The sequence below is a fragment of the Streptomyces flavusporus genome (assembly GCF_046267975.1).
GTDB classification, from domain to species: domain Bacteria; phylum Actinomycetota; class Actinomycetes; order Streptomycetales; family Streptomycetaceae; genus Streptomyces; species Streptomyces flavusporus.
In genome coordinates, this window is record NZ_CP176503.1 from 732550 (window position 1) to 748026 (window position 15477).

General features: G+C 70.4%; 4 protein-coding genes and 3 pseudogenes. 3 read left to right on the forward strand and 4 right to left on the reverse strand.

The genetic code is table 11. The features are described from left to right. Positions 1 to 1035 precede the first annotated feature (1035 nt). A pseudogene (locus tag ACKTSN_RS03730) lies at positions 1036 to 1926 on the forward strand (IS701 family transposase); the annotation flags it as partial. A 327-nt stretch (positions 1927 to 2253) separates the two neighbouring features. Here ACKTSN_RS03730 and ACKTSN_RS03735 read toward each other — a convergent pair. Both ACKTSN_RS03735 and ACKTSN_RS03740 read right to left on the reverse strand, forming a co-directional pair. Further along, a pseudogene (locus ACKTSN_RS03735) lies at positions 2254 to 4908 on the reverse strand (RICIN domain-containing protein). A 243-nt stretch (positions 4909 to 5151) separates the two neighbouring features. Further along, positions 5152 to 8007: a glycoside hydrolase family 3 protein gene (locus ACKTSN_RS03740; protein ID WP_409467758.1), complete on the reverse strand. Its 2856-nt coding sequence runs from the start codon at positions 8005 to 8007 to the stop codon at positions 5152 to 5154. 394 nt (positions 8008 to 8401) lie between these two features. Between ACKTSN_RS03740 and ACKTSN_RS03745 the strand changes: the two genes are divergently transcribed. Together ACKTSN_RS03745 and ACKTSN_RS03750 are read left to right on the forward strand one after the other, a co-directional pair. Then, positions 8402 to 10543 (forward strand): beta-galactosidase, encoded by a 2142-nt coding sequence (locus tag ACKTSN_RS03745; protein ID WP_409467759.1) that lies wholly within the window; start codon positions 8402 to 8404, stop codon positions 10541 to 10543. A gap of 400 nt (positions 10544 to 10943) precedes the next feature. Beyond that, positions 10944 to 11673: pseudogene (locus ACKTSN_RS03750) on the forward strand (FadR/GntR family transcriptional regulator). Positions 11674 to 11740: 67 nt separating this feature from the next. On the opposite strand, the gene ACKTSN_RS03755 reads toward ACKTSN_RS03750, so the two are convergent. Together ACKTSN_RS03755 and ACKTSN_RS03760 are read right to left on the reverse strand one after the other, a co-directional pair. Further along, positions 11741 to 13621: an RICIN domain-containing protein gene (locus ACKTSN_RS03755; protein ID WP_409467760.1), complete on the reverse strand. Its 1881-nt coding sequence runs from the start codon at positions 13619 to 13621 to the stop codon at positions 11741 to 11743. 57 nt (positions 13622 to 13678) lie between these two features. Continuing rightward, a complete protein-coding gene (locus tag ACKTSN_RS03760) occupies positions 13679 to 15442 on the reverse strand; it encodes an amylo-alpha-1,6-glucosidase (RefSeq protein WP_409467761.1) in 1764 nt (587 codons plus the stop codon). Positions 15443 to 15477 lie beyond the last annotated feature (35 nt).

Below are 15477 nucleotides of genomic sequence, written 5' to 3' on the forward strand. Positions count from 1 at the left end.
AGCGGCTCTGGGGGCCGGAGAGGATCGGACGGTGTCAGCCGTGGGCGCAGCACCGCCCGCGCCACGGGTGGGTGATGTCACCCCGCGCATCACCCCGCGCCGACCGACCGGTTCGTCCGTGAGCGGGTCGTGGCCGGTGACGGGTAGGCGCCGGCCGGTGTCCCAGCGGTCGGGAGGAAAAGCCGGCTGCGGCCCTCGTGGGCGTCACCGGGCTGTGGCACTCGGCGCCGTCCCGCTCGTCTGCCGGGTGCGACGTGTCGCCGCCGGAGAGCGCGAGGGCGTCACCGAGGTGAGGGCCACCAAGGGCACATCGACGCCGCCGAACCGCCTTCGGCGCGGGCCGCGCCCGCTCGTTCGGGGCGGTGAAGACCTGGTTACTGATCGAGCCGGACAACAGCACAGAACGCGGCCGCCCACCGGTCGTGGTCGTCTTCACCAGCGCAACGGCCAAGGCATCCTTGCTGCCGGCGTCACCTTTGCCGGCGCCGCAGGCTGCCGGCAGTGGCGGGGACGAGGCGGCGCCTGCTACTCCCCCGGCCGTTCGCAGGACGGCTCGGCGGCTGGTCTCGATGCTCATATCTCGGTGCGGCCCTTCGTGTTCGTGGATCCGACCGGCGGGGCGGGCCGGCCCTGAGTCGTTCGGTGGCGCGAGGTGGGGAGGGCTGGAGATAGACCGTGTCGATGCGCTTCGATGCTGTGCGACACTAACGATGCGTTTTCAAGGAAGACAATGGGTCGTACGGGCATCTTTTCAGCAATAGTTGCGGTCGAGGGTGACTGAACTCCGCCCCTCGACGCAGCTTCACCCCGGGTGAGCTGGGCTTCAGCGGAATCTCGGAAGTGAGTGCCGACGCCGGCGAACAAGGGTTGCGGCAGCCGCGCGATCCATGACTGATTCGCGACAGGCGTGATGAATGTCGAAGCGCTTCAACTCGATGCGTAACCTGAGGGGCACGCTTGTGGTGGTTGCGGGGATGACACTCGTAGCGCGGGCTGAGTCCGCGGTAGCCGAAGAGCGACGACATGGTGCGCTCGATGGTCGTGGACGACACGGGCTTCTTGACGAAGGGGACACGGTCGGCCGGGGTGCAGCGGCAGTACTCCGGCACCGCCGGGCGGACGGAGAACTGCCGGATCGGCGTCTTCCTCGCCTATGCCACCGACCGCCGGCGGACGCTGATCGACCGGCGTCTGCATCTGCCCACCTCCTGGACCGACGACCGCGAAAGGTGCCGCCGGGCCGGCATTGACGACGAGGTCGCCTTCGAGACCAAGGTGGCCATGGCCAAGGCGATGGTCCGCCGCGCCATCGTGGACAAGATCCCGTTTCGGTGGGTGACCGCGGATGCCGCCTACGGGTTCAGCAAGGGCTGGCGGTCGGAGCTGGAGCGGGCGGGCGTCTTCCACGTCATGGCCACCACCCGCCACGACACCGTGGTCACCCGCTGGGCGATCGACCATCCCGTCCACGACTTGTTCAGCGGTCTTGTCCGGCAGAAATGGAAGTGTCGTTCCTGCGGCAGCGGGGCTCACGGCCTGCGGATCTACGACTGGGCCCGGGTCGAGGTGCAGCCCTGGCACCGGCCCGACCGCCGCCACTGGGTGATCGCCCGCCGCAGCGTTGCCGGCCCGCAGGAGATCTCCTACTACATTGCTTACTGCCACGCCCAGACCACGCTTGATGACCTGATCCGCATCGCGGACAGCCGATGGGCCATCGAGGAATGCTTCCAAAGCGTCAAGCAGAAATGCGGCCTGGACGACTACCAAGTCCGCCGCTATCCCGGATGGCACCGCCACATGACCCTCGCCATGGCCGCCCACGCCTGCCTGACCGTCCTGCGAGCCCGGCAGCTGGATGCCAGCAAAGCAGAAACGGATCCTCCCAGCTCATCCACCTCAGCCTCGCCGAGATACGACGGCTGATCACCCGCCTCACCAACCGCCGGCCCGCACCAGCCACTACAAACGACGCGGACACAGCCCCTGACCTGGCCATCAGTCACCGCAAGCACCGTGCAGTACTAGTGGGACGGAAACTGCGGCACTGAGCCGTCACCAGGAGGACAGCGGTGCTTCGATCGCGCGAGACAATCCGGCTTGCGCGCATGCCCTCGCGCACGCGGTGGTGGGTGGGAGCGGTCCGTGTCGAACGGCCGGCCGGCGAAGTGACGCGGCCCACGCCTTCGTGAGGTCCCCCAGCCAGGCGGGGCCACAGGCCGACGTGCCCGCGGCCCCGCTCCGGCGTCAGGATCAGGACGGGTCGCCGTACTGGAGGCCGCGTCCATTGGTGCCGACGTAGACGCGGCCGAAGGTGTCGGGGTCGCCGGTGATGACGCCCACGCCGCCGATGCTCCCCCACTGGTGGGCGTCGTCGTTGACGCGGAGCCAGGTGGCGCCCTTGTTGGTGGAGCGGAGGACTCCGGTGACGTCCTTGACGGTGCCGATCAGGTACAGGGCCTGGTAGGAGGCGCCCGGCGCGGCCTTGCCGAAGCCGAGGGCGGAGGCGGACTTCACCGTGCTGAGCGTGGTGAACGTGCGGCCGCCGTCGGTGGAGTGCAGCAGCCCCTTGCCGCCGCCGGCGATCCACAGGTCCCCGGCGATGCCGGGGACGGCCTTGAGCCGGCCGTCGGCGGGCAGGTTGGTGGCGCGGGCGGTGAACGTCGCGCCGCAGTCGGTGCTGGCGTAGAGCGTGCCGCCGGACAGCGAGTAGAAGGTCTTGGCCGAGGAACGGTCGGCGACCACCACGGCGTCGGTGCCCAGACCGCCGACCCGCGACCAGCTCGTCCCCTTGTCGGTCGAGCGGTACGGGACCTGGCCGGCCTCGGTCCAGACGATGGTGGAGCCGTCCGCCGCGAGCGCGACATGGCCGTCCTCGGCACCGGCCACCGGCTCTGTCTTGAAGCCGCTCCAGCTGCTGCCGCCGTCGGTGGAGTAGGCGCCGTCCTGCGCGCCGCCACGGCCGACGCGGACCATCATCGAGGGGTTGGACTGGGCGAAGTCGATGTCGGTGCTGTTGGTCATCATCGGGTTCTTCAGTCGCCCGGCGGGCACCTTGGTCAGGGAGCCGTGGCGGAAGCCGCCTTGGTCGCCCATTGAGGTGATGACGGTGGCGCCGCCGGGCGGGGCGATCGCGTCCATCAGCGCGGTCTCCTCAAGGCCGCGGGCCCCCGCGGTCCAGTGGCTGGTGCCGCCGCTGTCGGTGGCGGTGGCGTCCTTGCTGCGCCAGATGCCGTTGCCGGTGCCGTACAGCACGTGCCCGGAGTTGAAGGGATCGATGGCCAGGGCGGTCATCCAGTGTCCGGTGCCGGTACCGACGTAAGGAGCGGCGGAGGTGTTCCGCACCGACTTGTCGGCCAGTGCCTTCCAGGTCGCGCCGCCGTCGGTGCTCCGGTAGATCTCATCCTCAGGCCACCAGCGGCCGAGGGTGGTGACCATCACCGTTGACGGCTTCCGCGGGTCGACGGCCAGCCCGGAGAAGCCGTAATTGCCCTGGGACGGGGAGATGTTCTTCCACGTCCCGCTGCCCGGCGTGTACTTCCACACCGAGCCCGCCGTCACGCCGTTGGGTCCGAGGTTGTCGGTGTACGTCAGGTACAGCGAGCCGTCACCGGAGAGCACTCCGTGCTGCGGCAGCTGGCCGGTGGGCTGCCCGGAGACGGCATGCCAGGTGCTGCCGCCGTCGGTGGAGCGGTACAGGGAGGTGGACTTGTCGCCGACGCCGACGTAGATCGTCTTGCTTCCGGCCGGGCCGTACGTCACGAAGGAGATGCCCCCGCCGCTGCTCGCCCCGTCCTTGACGGGGAACGAGGAGACCTGGCTCCATGTCACACCGTGGTCGGTGCTGCGCCACAGGCCGTTCTTGCGGGTACCCAGCAGCAGGTTCCTGTTGTTCGCGGGGTCGACCACCAGCCGCTCGCCCGCCCCGCGGCCGTCCTCGTTGGCGCCCAGCTTGAAGGGCAGATTGGTGCGCTTGAAGGTGCGGCCCCGGTCGGTGGAGCGCAGGATCGCGCCGTTGCCCGCCTACTCGTTGGTGTAGGTGCCCGCCCCGAGGTAGAGCCGGCGCGGGTCGACGGGGTCGGTGGCCACCGAGTCGATGCCCAGCAGGTTCCAGTCCTTCTCGCCGACCCAGTCGGTCAGCGGGATCCACTGCTCGGCCCCCGTGTCCCAGCGGTAGGCGCCGCCCATGTCGGTGCGCGCGTACAGCAGGCCCTTCTCCCGCGGGTTGAACACCAGCCCGGTGACGTAACCGCCGCCCACCACCCGGGCGTTCTTCCACCGGTACGGTCCGGCCGCGGCCGTGGTCTGCGCCTCGCCGGTCCCGGCCGCCGGGGCCTCGGCCGTCTTCACCAGCTTCCACTGCTGGTTGGTGCTGCCCGTGCTCGGATACTGGACGACTGCCGCGCCGTCAGCCGTGGAGCCCCCGGAGACGTCCAGGACCTGGCCGCTCCTGCGGGAGGTGAGGGTGACGGCGCCGGAACCGCTCACCTCGTCGATCCGCCACTCCTGGGAGGTGGAGGAGCTGTCGGTCTGCTGCTCCGCGGCGGCGGCCTGGACGGTCGAATCGCCCGCTATGCCCAGCACTTTGCCGCTGTTGCGGTTCACGAGCTGGTAGTAGCCGTCCCCGGTGGGCTTCAGCTTCCACTGCTGGTTGGCGGTGTCCTGGTCGGTCCACTGCTGGATACGGGTGCCGTCGGCGGTGGAGAAGCCGTTGACGTCCAGCACCTTGCCGCTGCGCACGGAAACCAGCTGGTAGTAGGCATCGCCGTCGACCGTCGCGGCCTGCGAGTCCTCCTGCATGTACAGGAAGTACGGCACGACGATGGCGGGCACGCCGACCAGCACACCGGTGGCGGTCCAGCGACGGCGATGACGCCCGCGGCGCCCGCGGTTCGTGGGGTTGCTCATGGGGGGTAGTTCTCCTTGCGAACTGTTCACGAGAGAGTGGATCCGGACACCGGAGGCGCGGATCCGCTTCCTTGTGGTCACAGCCTTCGCAAAGGGTTGCCGCGAGCCAGAAAATCTTTCAGGCCACCTCCGGCCGCGTCACGCGAGCGCAGCAGCCAGGCGGCCACCAGCGCACGTCGTCGGCCTCGACGGTGCACAGCAGATACTGGGAGGTGACCCGCGGGTACGCGTGCTGGTGCGGTCTCAGTCGGACGTGACGAGGCTGAAGGCGGCCAGCCGGAAACCGCCATGCAGCGTCAGGGTGAGGTCGTGGACGCCGTCGAGCGGGGCGGCGAGCTCGGCCGCGATGGTCGTCCAGATGTGGCGGTCGCCGGTGACGGGTACGCCGGTCTCGGCCAGCAGCCGCTCGCCGGCCCGCAGTTCCAGCCGGGCCTCACCGGCCTCCGCGTCCTCGCGGGCGGTCTCGGCCTCCACCCGCACGGCGCCGGTGAGATCGACGCTGCGGAAGAGCAGCGTCGCGGGCCGGGCCGGGTCGGCCGTGGTGACGGCGTCACCGCTGGTACGGGTGGCGTCGACGATCTCGATGTCCGTGTGATCGTCGAAGTCGACGGCCAGGGTGCGCCGGTCCAGGACCGTGCGGGGCGCGGGGGCCGGCCCGGTCACGGTGAGCGGCGCGGTGAGGACCGGGTGCTCGGCGGAGCGAGCGATGGTGATCTCGTAGTCGCCGGGGTCGACGGTGAAGGCGCCGGTGACGACGTCCCAGTGGGCGAGCCGTTCGGCCGGCAGCCGGAAGGTCAGCTCCCGGCTCTCGCCCGGCTCCAGGCGGATCTTGCGGAAGTCGGCGAGGCGCTGCCGGGGTGCCTCGTAACGGGCGTCCAGGGCACGGACGTAGAGCTGGACCAGTTCGCTGCCGGCCCGTGCGCCGGTGTTGGCCACCGTCACCGTGACCTCGACCTCGCCGTCCTGGGCGATCGACGAGTCGGACAGCCGCAGGTCGCGGTGGGCGAAGTCGGTGTAGGACAGCCCGTGGCCGAAGGGGTAGAGCGGTGCAGCCCGATGGTACTGGTAGGTCCAGCCGACCTTGATGATGTCGTAGTCCAGCGGGTTCGGCAGCGGGTCGTCGCCCCGGTACCAGGTCTGCGGCAGACGGCCGGCGGGCTCGGCCTCGCCGAGCAGCACATCTGCCAGCGCGTGGCCTGTCTCCTGCCCGCCGTGGGAGGTCCACACCACGGCGGGCAGGTGCTCATCGGCCCAGTCGACGGCGTACGGGTAGCTGCTCATCACCACCAGCGCCGTCTGCGGGCGGACCGCGAAAACCGTGCGAAGCAGCGCCTCCTGCGCCTGGGGCAGGGCGGTGTCCGCGCGGTCCTCGGTCTCGCGGCCGTTGATCAGCGGGTGGTTGCCGAGGACGACGATCGCGGTGTCGGCCTGTTCGGCGGCGGCACGGGCCTCGGCCAAGCCGTCGCGCACCAGCTCGCGTCGCCAGTGCTCGGCGGTTTCGGGGCTTTCGGCCGTCATCGTCACCCGGCCATCGGCGGGGTCGACGGCGGCGTAGCGGCCGGTGTGGCGGTTGCGCAGCAGCACGGTGTCCGGATCGCCACCGGGGAGGGACTCCAGGAAGAAGGCTTCGTGCACGAACCAGCTCTTGATCCGTTCCTGGTCCGCCGCGAGTGAGCCGTCGTCCTTGAGGCTGAGGTAGCGGCCGGTGTCGGCGTCCCGGAGGGTGAGCGCACCGCGACCCCAGTCGGCCACGTCGAAGGAAGTCCCGCACAGCAGACGGCCGTTGGTGCGCGAGCGCAGTCCGATACGGTCGACGCCCTCGACGCACACCACCTCGCCGCCGTGCTCCGCCAGGGCTGCGCGCAACCCGGCCGCGACGGTGACACCGTAAGGGAGTGTGCCGCTGTACCAGTCCTCGCAGAGCATGTCGGCGAGGGGGCCGATGACCGCGACGCGGGGTGCGTCGCGCGTGGCCAGGGGCAGCAGTCCCTCGTTCTTGAGCAGCACCACCGACTCGGTCGCGGCGCGCCGCGCGAGGGCGCGGTGCTCGGGGCTGTCGATCACCTCGGCACCGATGCTCGCGTACGGGTCGAGGTCGGGGTCGAATTCCCCCAGCCGGAAGCGCAGTTGCAGGTGGCGGCGGGCTGCGCGGTTGATGTCGTCCTCGTCGATCAGGCCGCGGTCCAGCGCCTCGCGCAGCCGGCCGGTCACGGTCGTGCTGTCCTCGTTCTGGTCGGTGAAGCTGTCGATCCCGGCCTTCAGGGCGGCGGCGTGGCCCGCGGCGTGGTCGTCGAAGTAGTGCTCGGGGTCGACCAGGTTGGAGGGTGCCTCGGCGTCGCTGACCACGAACAGCTCGTGGCCGGTCGGCTGCGCCCAGCGCCGCAGTTCCGTCTCGATGAGCGGGCTGACGTGGCAGGGACGGCCGTTGACGAGGTTGTACGCCGCCATCGCACCGGTGGCCGAGCCGTCGGCGACGGCCGGGCGGAACGCCGCCAGGTCGTACTCCTGCAGCACGCGGGGCCGGAGGCCGGAGGAGGTGACACAGCGGTCGTCCTCGTTGTTGTAGGCGAGGAAGTGCTTGAGCACCGGAGCGGCGCGCAGATAGTCGGGGTGGTCCCCGGCCAGGCCCCGGCAGTAGGCCGTCGCCAGCCGCCCGGTGTGCAGCGGGTCCTCGGAGTAACCTTCCTCGTTGCGGCCCCAGCGCGGATCGCGCAGCAGGTTCACCACTGGGGCCCACGCCTGAAGGCTGTTGGTGCCGGAGCCGGTCGCCGTCGGGCGGTGCCGGTGGAAGGCGCGCATCTCCACCGACACGGCCGTGGCGACCTCGTGCACGAGGTCCTCGTCCCAGGTGGCGCCGAGCCCCACCGCTTGCGGGAAGACGGTGGCCTCGCCGAGCCAGGACACGCCGTGCAGTGCCTCTGTGCCGGTACGGAAGGAGGCGACGCCCAGGCGCTCGACGGACGGCGCGTACTGGTGCAGCAGCGCGATCCGCTCGTCGAGCGTGAGCCGTTGCAGCAGGTCGTCGACGCGCTTGTCCAACGGGAGCGCGGGATCACGGAACGGCAGCCGGTCGGCTTCGGACGGGAATGCAAAACCCACGGGAGGAACTCCTCGACGAGCGGGAGAGACACAGTCGTTGAAGCGCTTCGACGCTGGCATCGCCACTGATCGGGTGTCAATGCCCGTGGTAGAGAAATGTTTCTTTTACTGGGAGCACTTGTTTCGCTGGAAATCTGTCATAACCTTGCCTCCTAGGTGAAGCGCTTCGACACTCGCCGTCTCGGAACCGTCTCGGAGCGAAGGGCCAGAGTCATGAGTTGCCCAACCAGCCGACAGGGAGAACGCCGAGACACCACCATGGTGACCATCGCGGACGTGGCCCGGCGCGCGGCGTCTCGACGAGCACCGTCGGCCTGCCCGACGACGCGCCGCACCGGACGTGCGAGGGCCACCCACCTCCTCCCCGACCCGGCCGTCTCCTCGAGGACTTCGCATGACTCCTCTGCCCGCGCGCGTCCTGTTCGGCGCCGCCTACTACCACGAGTACCAGCCGTACGAGCGGCTCAAGACCGACCTCGATCTCATGGCGGAGGCGAAGTTCACCGTCATCCGCGTCGGCGAGTCGGTGTGGTCCACCTGGGAGCCGGAGAACGGCCGCTTCGAACTCGACTGGCTGCAACCCGTCCTCGACGGCGCCCACGAGCGCGGCATCTCGCTCGTGCTCGGCACTCCCACCTACGCGGTGCCGCCGTGGCTGGCCCGGCAGTACCCGGAGATCGCCGCCGAGGACGCCGCCGGCAAGCCTGCCGGGTGGGGCGCCCGGCAGGAGGTCGACTTCACCCACCCGGCCTTCCGTTTCCACGCGGAACGGGTGATCCGCGCGATCCTGGACCGCTACGCCGCCCACCCCGCGGTCATCGGCTTCCAGGTCGACAACGAGCCCGGCCCGCGACTGCCACACAACCACGGTGTCTTCCAGCGCTTCGTCGACGACCTGCGGCAGCGATACGGCGACGTCGAGACCCTCAACCGCGAGTGGGGGCTGGTGTACTGGTCGCACCGGCTGTCCACCTGGGCCGACCTGTGGACCCCGGAGGGCAACGCGCAGCCCCAGTACGACCTGGCCTGGCAGGCGTTCCAGGCACGCCAGACCACCGAGTTCATCGCCTGGCAGGCCGGCATCGTGCGCGAGTACGCGCGGCCCGGCCAGTTCGTCACCACCTGCCTCGCCTACGGCTCCCCCGGCCTGGAGGACGACGAGCTCACCGACAGCCTCGACATCACCGCGGGCAACCCGTACTACGACATGCAGGACAGCCTCACGATGCCCGAGCCGCCGCGCGAGAAGCTGCCGCAGCAGTGGATGGCGTACGGGGCGTGGGCGCTGCATCAGAGTGCCGACCGGATCTACTCCTCGCGCCAGGAGCCGTTCCTGATCACGGAGACCAACGCCCAGGCCATCGGCGGCACTTCGGACAATCGACCGGCCTTCGACGGTCAGTGGCGGCAGGCCGCGTGGGCGCTGGTCGCGCGCGGGGCCCGCATGATCGAGTACTGGCACTGGCACACACTGCACTTCGGCGCCGAGACGTACTGGGGCGGAATCCTCCCGCACAGCGGACGACCGGGACGTGTCTACGGTGAACTCGCCCGACTGGGAGCCGAGTTCGAGCGAGCCGGAGACCTGGTCGCCGGAATCGTCCCAGACGCCGACATCGCGATGGTGTACTCGGCGCCGAGCAAGTGGCTGATGCGCAGGCACCCACCGCTCGCCGGTCCCGACGGCGGCCCGGACGCGGGTGCGTACGAGGGCATCTTCGACCCGTTCTACCGGGGCGCGTTCGAGGCGGGGCGCCAGGTACGGATCCTGCACGCCCGCCAGTTGCACGACCCGCGCGGCGAACGCCCGGGATTCACACCGCAGTCGGCGGCCGAGCTGCACCCCGTACTCATCGCCCCCGCGCTGTACGTGGTGGACGACGGGATGCTCGACTGGCTCGGCGCCTACGCGGAGGCCGGCGGACACCTGGTCCTGGGCCCCCGGACCGGTTACGGCGACCACGAGGCGCGGGCGCGCCATGAGGTGACCCCGGCGCGGCTGGTTCAGGCCGCGGGCGTCCGGTACGACGAGTTCAGCAACCTCCACGCCGACCTGCCGCTGCGCATCACGCCGGACAGCCCGCTCCAGCTCCCGGGCGACGCGGTGGCCACCCGCTGGGTGGAGGGCCTGGCCGTTGAGGACGCCGACGTCCTGGCCAAGTACGATCACCCGCACTTCGGGCGCTGGCCCGCCGTCACCACCCGCCGCCATGGCGCGGGCCGCGTCACCTGTGTCGGCACCGTGCCCGGCCGCGAGCTGGCCCGCGCGCTCGCCGCCTGGCTCGTGCCCTCGCCGTGCAGCGGCTGGCAGGGCCTGCCGGACTCGGTCACCGTCGCCACCGGCACCGCCCCCGACGGCCGCCGCGTCCACGTCGTCCACAACTGGAGCTGGCAGCCGGTCACCGCCCAGGCCCCGGTGGACCTGACCGACGCCCTGGACGGCGGCGTGGTCCCGGCCGGTACGCCCGTGCGGCTCGGCGCCTGGGACGTCCGCGTCCTCGCCGCCGCGCCGGGGTCTCCCCCGAGGGACCGGTGACATCGGCCACTGCGGCCCGGGGGTTCTCGCATGCCGGCGACTCCAGAGCGGGTCCCGGGCCTGCCACTGACAGCAAGCCACCAACGAGGCCCTGCCCACCCTCGGGGACCTACGCGACCCAGGAGTGACCGGCGCGATCGGCGTCGGCACGAACCAGTCGGCCAGGCTCCCGCGACCGCCCGACGCCGGGGGCCATGGCGAGATCCAGCCGACGTCACGGCACGAACCTGCCCGCGGCCGCGATCGCCTTCCCTTTCAGCCACCCCATTATCATCAGTGCCACTCTGGGGCACCTGCCGGAACGCATCTGGGACGACCTTCGGACGCAGGATTTGATCAGGCCGGACGTACCCACGCCGAACAGCGCGGAGAACACTCCGGGAGACGGAAGGGGTGGGCGTTGTCTCTGACGGACAAGGCGATCGAGCAGATCCGTGAGCTGATCCGGACCGGGGCGCTGGCACCGGGCTCGAAGTTGCCACCGGAGCCGGAGCTGGCGGTCCAGCTGGGCCTGTCCCGCAACCTGGCCCGCGAGGCGGTCAAAGCACTCGCCGTCGCCCGCGTTCTCGAAGTGCGAAGGGGCGACGGCACCTACGTGACCAGCCTCCAGCCGAGCCTGCTGCTCGAAGGCCTCGGCGGCGCGGTGGAGCTGTTGCAGAGCGACTCGGCGGCGATTCTGGACCTGATGGAGGTGCGACGGCTCCTCGAACCGGTCGCCACCGCACTCGGCCGCCACCCGGATCTCCGACGCACAGCTGGCAGAGGTGAAGCAGCACCTGGACGCCATGCGAGCGGCGCGCGACGACGTCGAACGGCTCAACGCGCACGACGCGGCGTTCCACCGCGCCGTGGTCTCGGCCACGGGCAACGAAACACTGCTCACCCTGCTGGAAGGCATTTCGGGCCGTACCCTGCGCGCCCGCATCTGGCGCGGCCTCGTCGACGACCAGGCCGCGGGGAGGACCCTCGCGGAACACGAGGCGATCTACGATGCCCTGTCCGCCCGTGACGCTGTCCTGAGCCAGGCCGCCGCGCTGATGCACGTGAACAACACCGAGCAGTGGCTGCGAGAGCATCTGAGGAACACCGACCTGCGGCAGGGTGCTCCTTCGGCAACCGGTGCACACTGATAGGGCTGGGCTCTGCGCAGGCGGAGGCTCCCTGCCCTGCTGGGAGCCCCCGTGCTCGAGGGACGGGTCAGCGCATGCCCTGGAGGCGCCAGATCTGGTTCTTCTTGGTGCTGAGGGTGCTGCCGGAGTCGCAGGTCCACTGGTGGATCGGGGCTCGCGGCTGGGTGGAGACGCCGGAGACGTCGACGCACTTGCCGCTGTGGACGGCGACGAGCTGGTAGTCCTGGCTGTTGCCGAGCGCGCTGACGGGGCTGAGGGTGAACATCTGGTTGGTGGTACCGCTGCAGGTCCACTGGATGACGGCGGCGCCGTCGGCGGTGGAGGCGCCGGAGACGTCCAGGCACTTGCCGCTGTGCTGGTTGACCACCGTGTAGGTGTTGGGGCGTCCGGCGACCGGCTTGAAGTCGAACATCTGCTGGTAGCCGCCCTCACAGTAGTACTGCTGGTACTGCGTGCCGTCGGCTTGGCTGAGGTCGGTGTCGTCCAGGCACTGCCCGCTGTTCTCGCTGACGGCGACCGTGGAGACGGTGGTGTTGGACGGCGGGAGCAGGGTGATGGTGTAGCCGTCCTGGGCGTCGGTGTAGGGGACGGTCACCGAAGCGGCGTTGTCGGCGACCGTCAGGGTGGTGTCGGAAATGGTCGTCGGGCCGGTCACGGCGGCGCCGCTGTTGTACGGGATGCGCTGGACGACGGCGCGGACGCGGCCGTTCTCCACGATGGAGGTGGTGTTGAGGCCGGTGAGGTTGACAGTGACGTTGCCGGTGTTGCCGTTGCTGCCGATCAGGATCTTGGCGTTCCTGGCGGTGTTGTCCTTGGTGGCGAGGCCGTCGGTGTTGGTGCCGGGGATGAAGTTGACGACGTTGCCGGTCTGCGAGCCGTAGTAGCGGTACATGAACCACTCGCCGAGCGGCAGGTACTGGCCGGAGCTGTTCCTGGTGAGCAGTTTGGCCTGGAAGTCGTGCAGGTTGTTCGCAGACGCCCAGTTGGCGCGCAGGCCGTCGGCCCCGGCCCGCTCGAGGCGGGAGATGTACCAGCCGCCGCGGCCCGGGTTCTGCTCGGTGGGGGAGGCGTACTCGTTGACCTGGAACGGACGGCTCGTCGTCATCGACCGCGCCGCCAGCTTCGCCTTTACCGCGTTCGCGTCCTCGACAGGGTCACCGGGGAGGTTGTGCCAGCTGTAGATGTCCGGCTCGACGTTGTTGGCCTTGACGTAGTCCAGATACGTGTTCCACCAGGACGAGCCGCCCGACCCGGGCTTGCCGGCGGTGCTGGGGCCGACGACGACCGCGTTCGGGAAGACCGCGCGGATCCTCTGGTAGGCACGCTTCCACATCTCCAGGTACTGGGCCTGCGGCCGGTCCCAGAAGGGATGCCAGTCGGGTTCGTTCCAGATGTCCCACTGGATGTCGGTCATGCCGGCCGCCTTCGCGTCGGCGAGGAGGCGGTCGTAGAAGGAGTCGAAGAGGGTCCAGTCGCCGTTGTCACCGGGGTACGTGGGATCGGTGGTCCCGTCCGCGCCCCACAGGTCGTGCGGCAGGATGGCGAAGGTGCCGCCGAGCGCCTTGGTGCGCTTGTACTGGGCGAGGGTGGAGTTCCAGCGGCGGTCGTACTTGCCGGCGACCCAGCCGCCGGGGTTGTCGAGCTGGGCGCCGCCGGCCCGCATGAACTGCCACTTGATGTCCTTGTAGAAGTGCTCCTGGGGCAGCGAGCCGTTCTCGGACATCCCGTAGATCGTGCCCGAGGCCCGGTACGTGGGGGCGCCCCCGGCGGTGGCGAAGTCCACGGCCACGGTCGTGTCGGCGGCCTGCGCCGATGTGCCGGGAAGGGCGACGGCCGCAACCGATGCGAACAGCGCGGCAAGCGCGGTGGTCCTGCGCAGGCGGCGGCCTCCTGCGGAGCCGGGCGCCGCAGTGCCTCTGGGCGGAGGAAGAGCGCGATACGTGTTCATGTGTTCTCCCGAGGGGGTGGGTGCTGACTGGGCGGGGCGGGGCGCCCAGGGGGTCTCTCAGCCGCCGGTGTGCACGGCCGGTGCGGGTGCGGTGTGCCGGAGTGTGTGGGCTTCGGCGAGGAGGAGGTAGCTGCTGGCGGTCCAGGTGTAGGCGCGGTCGCGCAGACCCGTGCCGGTGAGGGCGTCGAAGTTCTCGGCGAAGCCGTGGGTTTCGCACAGGGCGCGGAAGCGGGCGCTGATCTCGTCCGCGAGGCGGTGGTGGCCGGCGCGGCGCAGGCCGTCCTCGATGAGGACGGTGGCGGGGGCCCAGATCGGGCCGCGCCAGTAACCGTCGGAGAGGTAGTGGGGTGAGGTGGGCAGTTCGGTGGCCAGGCCGTACGAGGTCAGGTGGGTCTCGATCCGGGCGGCCAGGGCCTTGCCGATGTTCTCGGGCAGGTGCTCGCCCAGTGCCATCGGCATCAGGTCCAGCAGGCTGGAGCTGTCCCAGGTCGCGGCGGTGTCGACGCCGCGGGCCACGAACCGCTCTCCCGTCCACAGCTCGTCGAGCATCGCGGCTTGGGTCGCGTCGGCGGTACGGGTCCAGCGCCGGGCCTCGTCGGGAAGGCCCAGTTCGGTGGCCAGTCGGGCGAGTTCGCGCAGCTGGAGTACGAGGAAGGCCGCCAGGTCGGCGGTGGCGACCACGCGCTCGGGGTCGAAGGTCGTGGCGTTGTCCCAGCCGCTGTCGTTGCCGTGCTGGTAGTGGGGCAGGGCGGCGCCGGGCGCGCGGCGGGCGGTGAGCCAGAAGTCCGTCCACCGTGCCAACCTGCGGTAGATCTCGGCCAGTTCGGTCCGGCTGAGGGGCTCGGGAAGCCGTCTGCGCAGGTGGGACAGAGTCCAGCCGTGGATGGGCGGTTTGACGAAGTTGTAGAGGACCTCGGAGTGGGTCACCGAGTCGGGCAGGGCGCCGGTCTCGTCCTGGTGGTCGAAGGGCAGGCGGAACTGGTCCCAGGCCAGGGCCGGGGCACCGGGCGCCAGGGCGAGGGCGTTGAAGCAGTGGTCCCAGCTCCAGACCTTGTCCATCCAGTGCTTGGACATCAGCACCGCGGGCCGGGTGACCAGCCCCGCCGGACGCACCGTCGCCGACCACATGACATACGCGGCGAGTTCGGCGGCCGGCGTGGCGGACGAGCGCCAGGGGGCCACCGCGTCGACGAACCCGGCGAAGGCCTGCTCCGCGGTAGCCACGACGGCGTCGAACGTCTCCGAGGACGTGTAGGGCAGACGTGCGCTGTCCAGTTCCTCGATCGCCGCTTCCCAGACTCCGCCGGGGTCCGCGGTGACGGTGACGCCTCGTTCGCCGGTACCGAGGGCCTGACTGCCGGACACCTCGGCGACGGAACCCGACAGCACGGTGACCCGGTAACGGCGCCCGGTCTCGTACGAGGTGAACACGTACGCCCCGTCCACCGGGTCGCGGTAGAAGTAGGTGCCCGTGAAGGGGGTCAGGGTGTCCGCCGCCGCGTCGATGCGCAGGCCGAGTCCTTCGCCGCGCAGCCGGACGATGTCCGGTGCGGCGTAGGCGAGGGCTATACGCCCTTGCTCACCGGTCCAGCTGAGCAGGCCCGGAGTCGCCTCGACGCGGGTTCTCGCACGCTCGCCCGTCGTCGCGTCGAGGGGCGTGAACCGCAGGACCGCGTGCATGCCGTTCTGGTGCGAGACGAGGTGGAGGTCCTCGGCCCGGGTCTTCTCCGAGAGCACGGGAGAGATGCCGAACCAGGATCCGTGCGTGCTGAACGGGATGTCGTGGAGGGAGAAGGCCGGGCCGGATCGGGCGGCGGTCATGTGGTGTGACTCGTTTCTTCAGCAGGGTGACCGAC